Consider the following 7,401-nt stretch of genomic DNA (forward strand, 5'->3'; position numbering starts at 1 on the left):
CTACTCCGCCCGGTGCAGAGGGTGCTGGCTGTACCGGAGTGCCGGGTGCAGGGAAGCACCGTCAAGAGCTGTGCGGCCGGGCGAGGCGAGGGGCGGCGTGGTTGTCGGGGAGCCGTAGCGGTGGCCTTGGGGCTGCTGTGTTGCCGGGGACGGGGAGGCGGAGGCGCTGGTCGGCGAGGTGGCCTGGGTGGTGGCGGTCGTACCTGCGCCCCTGCCGGACGGCGGGGTGCTCGGTGACGCGGACGGGGTGCCCGGCGACGTGGACGGGGAGGTGCTGGTCGTGGGAGCGGCCGAGGCCGGCGTCCGGCCGAGCGCCGTCAACACCGCGTCGGTGACCACTCCGTCCGCGTTCGTGGTGAGGACGACGGGGTCGGCGGCGCCGAGCAGATGATCGCAGCCCAGGTTGGTGAACGTCTGGTTGGCCCGTGCCGCGAGGAAACCGAAGAGGTTCGGCGCCATGGCCGGGTCCGGCGAGGGCGCCTTCTCGAAGAGTGGCTTGTCCTTGAAGACGCGCTGGATGCCGGCCGGATCGCGGAAGAGGGTGGTGCAGAAGGCCGCTCCGTCACCGTCGGCGCCGGCACCGGCCGCGGGCATGTCGACTCCGGCGCGGTACGCGTCGGTCTTTGCGACGCTGCCACGGCCGTCGACGAGCGTCATCGGGTCGTTCCGCGGGACCAGCGCGATCGGCGCCTTCTGGTGTGCCGCGGCGGACAGTTCGTCCAGCGCGAGGGCGGACGTGGCCCGGCCGTCGCCGGACTGGTCGGGTGCGGTGAAGGGCTTGCAGCCAAGGGCAGGGTCCATGAACTGGGTCAGCAACAGGTTGTCGCTGCCGTTGGCCAGATCCTTGGGGGCGCGGGTGGTCGCCGACCTGGTCCTGCCGTTGTGCCGGTGGTGGCGGTCGCCGCGGTTGGTCAGCCGGGCGGACTTCTTGAGTGCGGCCCTGCTCGCGGCGTTGTTCTGGGCGATCCGGCCGTGCCCGTCGGCGAGGTAGTGGGTCACCACGTTGTCGCTTCCGTCCTGGTCCACGACGGAGAAGTCCCGCGTGGTCGGGCAGGGCAGGCCGTCCTTGGCTCTCCCGAGCGCCGGAATCCTGAGGTGCCCCTTGGCGATCTGGACGTTGGCGGCCCGGAAGAAGGCCGGCGCATTGCAGTACGCGAACTGGCCGAAGACCGATCCCGGCAGGCCGTTGACACACTGGCCCTGGGCTGGACCGTCCCGACGGCCACTCGCCCGCAAGGTCAGCTCGGCGCTGTTGAAACCGAACCAGATACCCACGGTCGAGCCGCGCGGCACCGAGGGCCGGGCGGTGGGCGCGGCCGGTCTCGTACCCTTGTCGATCACCAACGGGTTGTAGACGGTCAGCTTGCCGTTCGGGGTGACGATCGCGGCTTCCACGAACGCCGACTGATCGGGATTGGCCTCGTGGCAGGGTCCCTGTGCCGGATCGGTCGCGACGAGTCTGTACGGCGTGGCCAGGCCACGGGCGGTGAGCGGATTGTCCGGTACCAGCAGCGTGCAGTTCGGATCGGGTTTGCGGGCCGCCGCGTCGGGCTGCGCGGCGGCTGCCTGGTTCTTTTGCGGGCGGTGCTGGGCACGGACGTCCGCCGCGAACACCGACCCCGCGACGACGGCGAGAATCACGGGGCCGCCGATCAGCGCGAGTGACACCTTCGACAGCTTCCGGTGCCGGGCGTGCTCCCGCCGCGCAGTACGCGACGACTGTGTCAGGTCCTTGCGGGCCACTGCGGTGCTCCTCACTGTGCGTCCTGCCGTGGGAAGTGGCCCACGCTCGCGCGGGCGCACGACGGTCATGACAGTCCGGACCCTTCTGGGCGTGGCGGAGGACGAGCAACCGGATCGCCCCGCACAACGGATCCCATCGCGGTTACGTGCCGCGCGCACGGTCGGTTCAACCGCGCGCCAGTCATTGCCGAACCTTGAACGAGCGGGAGGCTGAATCCATGGGGGCGCACGCTGACGAGAGGCCAGCCGGATCGGCTCGGGGCGGACCGCGAAGGGGTCATCGTGCCGGGGAGCCGTCGTGGCCACTCCGCCGGGTGCAGGGGAGGAAAGTCGTGCGGTGATGCCGCCCAGTGGGTAACGGAGCACATCGCGAACCGGAGCGAGCTCGCTCTCCAGGTACGAGCCGGGCGCTGTGGTACGGGGTGGGGTTCGGTGTTGCGGGGGCGAGTGACGACCGGGTCCGGGATGTGATCCACAACTTCAACACGGACGGGTTCGACTCGCTCTACCCGAAGTACAAGGGTGGCCGGCCGAAGACCTTCACTCTCCCCGAACGCCGGGAGATCAAGAAGATCGCCAAGTCCAGGCCGGCCGAGCACGGCCTGCCGTTTTCGACCTGGAGCCTGGCCAAGCTGGCCGACTTCCTGGTCGCCGAGGGGGTGGTCGACGACATCAGCCACGAGGGCCTTCGGATCATGCTCCGCGAGGAGGGCGTCTCATTTCAACGCATGAAGACCTGGAAGACCTCCCGCGACCCCGACTACGCGACCAAGAAGGCCCGTGTCGAACACCTCTATGCGATCGCCGACGGTGACGTCATACCCGAGGAAGGCGAGCCCGAAGTCAATTTCTGCGTAGATGAGTTCGGGCCGCTCAATCTCCAGCCGCACCCTGGCCGGCACTGGGCCGAACGCGGCGGCAGACACAAGGACCCCGACCGCGACCCCCGTCCTCGCCGCCGGGCGACCTACACCCGCCCTCACGGGGTCCGCCGCCTGTTCGCCGCCTACGACCTGGCCAAAGACCAGCTCTACGGGCACATCAAGAAGACCAAGAACAGGTCGAAGTTCCTGGAGTTCTGCCGTTACCTGCGCTCCCTGCACCCGAGGGACGTACGCATCGCCATCGTCTGCGACAACTCACCGCAACATCAGGCCGCCGGAGGCGATCACGCGGAAGGAGAAGGCGGCGCCGCCTCGTACGGCTACAAGGCAGCCTCAAGGATTCTGAGTACGACCACCTCCCATCCCTGCAGCTCGAGGGTGACCCGAACGACGCCCGCAACCTGTGGGTGGAGCGGGCCGATCCGGGTCACAAGGCGGGCGGCGGCATCAACAACAAGCAAGAAGGAACCCGTGGAGACGAAGGTGGACACGGCCGTCTGCTCCGGGAAGGTCTCCCTTGCCGCCATGCAGCGCGCCATCGTTACCGACTGGACCACAGCCCTCAGCACGCTCGGCATCAACTGAGCTTCCTCTGCTTCATGAACAGCAGCTCCGCTGCTGGTGTGGCATCGTGGTGGCTTGCTGGGCCCGCCGCTTTCCCCCGTAGCGGCGGGCCCAGTTCTCGTCTTGACTCTCCGCCCTCGCTGCGAACGGCACGCCGAACGGCCCACTTTACCCGGGGGGACCGTGGACGCACGCCGTGCGTCCGCTGCTTCCGAGAAGACCGCAAGGCCTGGAATCCACCGGCGATCGCAGCACTCCGCGGCCTCCACCAGCAGGCCTTCGCGCGCGGCGCTTCACCCTGATCCCGCTGTGCGTCCGGGAGCTGGCGCCAGCCGCCGACTCATGATTCAGGCGAATTCGCCCTATGGTTCGATCGCCGAGCAACAGTGCCGTACTCTCTGCTAGTCCTATCGTCGGCGTGGCGGAGAGTCACGCCAAGTGGGGGGAACTCAGCCCAAAAGTGAGTAGAACTGCCGGGCACCGCGCGAGTCGGCGCGGTGCCCTTCTCGTGGCCGCCGCCGGCGTGATCACCGCGCTGGCCGGAACTCTCTTCGTCTCGGTCGATACGGCGGGCGCCACGAACGCCCCTCCGGCGTACACGTCCGCGATACCGGACACCGCCCCGCGTCTCCCAGCCGCCGCGCCGCACTGGACAGCCTTTGCGGCCAAGCGCTTCTGGACCGCGCAGCGCATGGCAGAAGCAAAGCCGCTTCCGGACGCCAAACCGCGGACCGCGGGCAAGGCCGCCCACCCCACGCTCCAGGGGCTGGTCAAGCCGTCGGTGACCGGTGACGTGAACGCCCAGGACCTGCGCGAGGTCCCGATGGACGCCACGCCGACCGACACCGCCGGCCCGACGGACACACCCACCGACACCTCGACCCCGGATCCCTCCTCCACGGCTACGGACACCCCGACCGTCGGCTCGACGGACACCTCGTCCGCCTCTCCGAGCACCTCCCCGAGCGCGTCCGGCCCCTCAAGCCCCACCGCCTCGCCCAGCCCGTCCCCCACGAGCACGGGCGGGACAGGCCCCGTCAGTTCCTCCTTCGGCGGGCTGCCGATGGTCGGCCGGATGTACATGCAGACCAGCAGCGGCTCCTACTTCTGCACCGCGAGCGTCATCAACAGCCCGCACCACAACATTGTGCTCACCGCCGGGCACTGTATGGATGGGCGGGCAGGCGGCGGCTCACTCGCGTTCGTCCCGCAGTGGACCGCGGCCAATCCCCAGCCGTACGGCATCTTCCCCGTCGCCACCGACTCCGAAGGCCGCAGCCGGGTCTGGATCGATCCCCGCTACTACGACCGAGGACACGTCCAGGGCGCCCCGTGGGACGTGGCATTCGCCCAGGTCGGCGCGCGCAGCGACGGCAAGCAGGTGCAGGACGTGGTGGGCGGCAACAACCTGGCCACCGGCCGCGGCTACGCCTTCCCCAGCATTCGGCTGGTCGGCTACCCCGGGACCGCCACGCGGCCCCTGACCTGCGACAACAACACCACGCAGTACACCCCGACCGACGGCACCCCCGGCTCGTACCTCCGGATCGCCTGCAACGGCTACGCATCCGGCACCAGCGGCAGCCCGTTCCTGGAGAACTTCGACCCGACCACCGGCACCGGCGACGTGGTCGGCAGCATCGGCGGCTGGGACACCGGCGGACCGACCGACGACGTCTCCTACAGCTCCTCCTACGGCTCCGACATCCAGAACCTGTACAAGGCGGCGGTCGCCGGCACCGCCCCCGCACGTCCCAATGTGCTGCCCGGCGCCTCCACACTCACCCATGCCACCCTTGTCACCTCCGGCTCCTTCACGCCCTCGCCTTCGCCCGATCCGGACAAGAGCGACCTGATCGTGCGCTGGTCGGACGGTGAGCTGACGCTGTACCGAGGCGGTGGCAACGGACGGTTCGACAAGGAAATACGGCTCGCCGCGGCCAACACCACCTGGACGAAGGCCGTCTCCATCACGGCCGGCGACTTCACCGGCGCCAACACCTACGACCTGCTGGTGCGCTGGAGCGACGGCAGCCTCACCCTCTTCCCCGACGTCGACGCGCGCGGCCTGCACAGCCAGATCACACTCGTTAAGCCGGGCACCCTGTGGCAGCACGAAGTCTCCATGACCGCGGGCCGCTACACCACCGACGACCGCTGGCCCGACGACCTGATCGTGCGCTGGTCCGACGGCGAGACCACTCTCTACAAGAACCTCAACTCCACCGGCCTCCACGCCCAGGTCCGCCTCAACCCTCCCAACTCCACCTGGACGCATGCCACATCCCTCACATCCGCCGACCTCGCCGGAACCAACGAGTCAGACCTCGTGGTCCGCTGGTCCGACGGCGAACTGAGCCTGTACCCGGACATCGACCAGTACGGCTTCCACACAGAGGTCCGACTGCGGGCTCCAAGCACTCTGTGGACCCACGCCACGCTCACCACAGCGGGCAACTTCACCAGCACCGACAACCGGACCAACGACTACCTCGTGCGCTGGTCCGACGGCCAACTGTCCATGTACCAGGACAGCGGCAACAGCCTCGGCACGGAAGCCGTACTCGCGACCGCATCCGGCTCGACGCTGCCCTACTCCCGGCGCTGACCAGGAAGTCCTCCGGGCCTCGGCCCAGAGGACTCCTAGCGTGATTTGGTGGAGACGAAGCTGCACACTGCCGCCTACTCCGGGAAGGTCATCCTGGCGGCTGCGCAGCAGGTCATCGTCGCCGACGGGACCACAGCCCTCAGCAGGCTCGGCCTCAGCTGCCCCCCGCGTTGGCCGCCACCCGTGCCTCGGCCGGTGACAGTGCCACCATCGCCCCAGCGCGCGCTCGCCCAGGCCGCGCAGGCCAAGGCGGAGTTCCGTAAGGAGGCCGCCAAGGCCGCCGAGGAGCAGGCCAAGGCCGCGGCGGACGCGGCGAGGGTGCACCGGGACAACGCCGAGAAGGACAAGGAGACGGCGGAGGCCAAGCTCGCCGACGCCCTGACGGCCGAGGGCGACGCGAAGGCCGCCGCCACCGACGCCCACGCCAAGCGGCTCGCCGCGGAGGCCGAGGAGAAGACGGCCACGGCGCAGAAGGAGACGGCCGCCGCCAAGCAGGCCGAGGCCGCGCAGGACAAGGCGAACGCCGAGGACCAGGCCGGCAAGGCCAAGGACGCCAAGGACAAGGCCGACGCCGCCATCAGGCGGCCGTGGACGCCGGCAAGGCGGCCGAGCAGGTCGCGAATCCGGCCAACGACGCGATCCAGCTCGGCTCGGCCTACGCCGACACCGACTCCGCCGCCGGCCTCGTCGTGCTGACCGGGCAGGCGTCCAAGTCCGTCGCGGACCAGCAGCAGGCCGTCGCCGACGCCCACGCCATGAACGCGGCCGCCGAGGCGCAGGCGGCCAAGGACCTCGCCGACCAGGCCAAGGGGGACGCCAAGGAGGCCTACCAGCACGCCGCGAACGCCGCCCAGTACGCGGCCGACGCCCGCACCTACTCCAAGCAGGCCCTCGGCTACGCCGCCGACGCCGCCAAGGCCGCAGCAGCCGCCTCAGCCTCCTTGGCCCGCACCATCGACTACGACAAACAAGCCGCCGACGACGCCGCAGCCGCCGACACCGCCGCCGGAAACGCCGACAGCTACGCCAAGGACGCACTTTCCCGGGCGGCACCCAGGTGCTGATGGCCGACGGGACACGCAGGCCGATCCTGGACCTCCGGGTCGGCGACCTGGTGCTGGCCACACCCCGCCTCCGGTCGGGCTCGGCCCGAGCCGGTCACCACGGCCTGACCGGCAGGGAGTGGCTGGCGCGGATCGAAGAGGTGTGGACCGCGAGCATCCGCGAGGCCGACGCCGCATTCGACCCGCCCCCGCCGCGACCGGTGACGGACGTCGCCACCATCAGAGGCGCGGTCCCTCATGCGGGGCCGCGCCTCCGTCCTGGGTCAGATGAGCGAGTTGTAGATGCTCCAGCCGTAACCGATGGAGGTGCGGGCCAGGAAGGGCGCTGAGGCGTTGCCGGTGCCCCGGTACAGCCACAGGCCGCCCTTGCTGTCGCGGGCGATGAGGTCCGCTTTGCCGTCCCCGGTCAGGTCGGCGGTGCCGACGATGGAGTTGTAGTTGTTCCAGCCGTAACCGATGGAGGTGCGGGCCAGGAAGGGCGCTGAGGCGTTGCCGGTGCCCCGGTACAGCCACAGGCCGCCCTTGCTGTCGCGGGCGA

At 69.9% G+C, this 7,401-nt stretch carries 5 protein-coding genes and 1 pseudogene; 4 read left to right on the top strand and 2 right to left on the bottom strand.

The annotated features are described in order from the left end of the window. Positions 1 to 1,743 (bottom strand): hypothetical protein, encoded by a 1,743-nt coding sequence (locus tag ACZ5NH_RS35260; RefSeq protein WP_468781140.1) that lies wholly within the window; start codon positions 1,741 to 1,743, stop codon positions 1 to 3. A gap of 446 nt (positions 1,744 to 2,189) precedes the next feature. Between ACZ5NH_RS35260 and ACZ5NH_RS35265 the strand changes: the two are divergent. The 4 genes and pseudogenes from ACZ5NH_RS35265 to ACZ5NH_RS35280 form a co-directional block, all read left to right on the top strand. Beyond that, positions 2,190 to 2,894: pseudogene (locus tag ACZ5NH_RS35265) on the top strand (helix-turn-helix domain-containing protein); the annotation flags it as partial. 805 nt (positions 2,895 to 3,699) lie between these two features. Then, entirely contained in the window at positions 3,700 to 5,799 is a 2,100-nt protein-coding gene (locus ACZ5NH_RS35270; protein ID WP_468781141.1) for a trypsin-like serine peptidase, read from the top strand. 48 nt (positions 5,800 to 5,847) lie between these two features. Next, positions 5,848 to 6,495 (top strand): hypothetical protein, encoded by a 648-nt coding sequence (locus tag ACZ5NH_RS35275; RefSeq protein WP_468781143.1) that lies wholly within the window; start codon positions 5,848 to 5,850, stop codon positions 6,493 to 6,495. Continuing rightward, positions 6,387 to 6,863, top strand: a complete 477-nt coding sequence (locus tag ACZ5NH_RS35280) for a hypothetical protein (RefSeq protein ID WP_468781145.1) — start codon at positions 6,387 to 6,389, stop codon at positions 6,861 to 6,863. Before ACZ5NH_RS35275 ends, ACZ5NH_RS35280 begins: the two co-directional genes overlap by 109 nt. 263 nt (positions 6,864 to 7,126) lie before the next feature. On the opposite strand, the gene ACZ5NH_RS35285 is transcribed toward ACZ5NH_RS35280, so the two are convergent. Then, positions 7,127 to 7,401: FG-GAP repeat domain-containing protein (locus tag ACZ5NH_RS35285; protein ID WP_468781147.1), on the bottom strand; the 275-nt coding region annotated here is incomplete at its 5' end.

This window comes from Streptomyces sp. NPDC031426 (assembly GCF_055581585.1).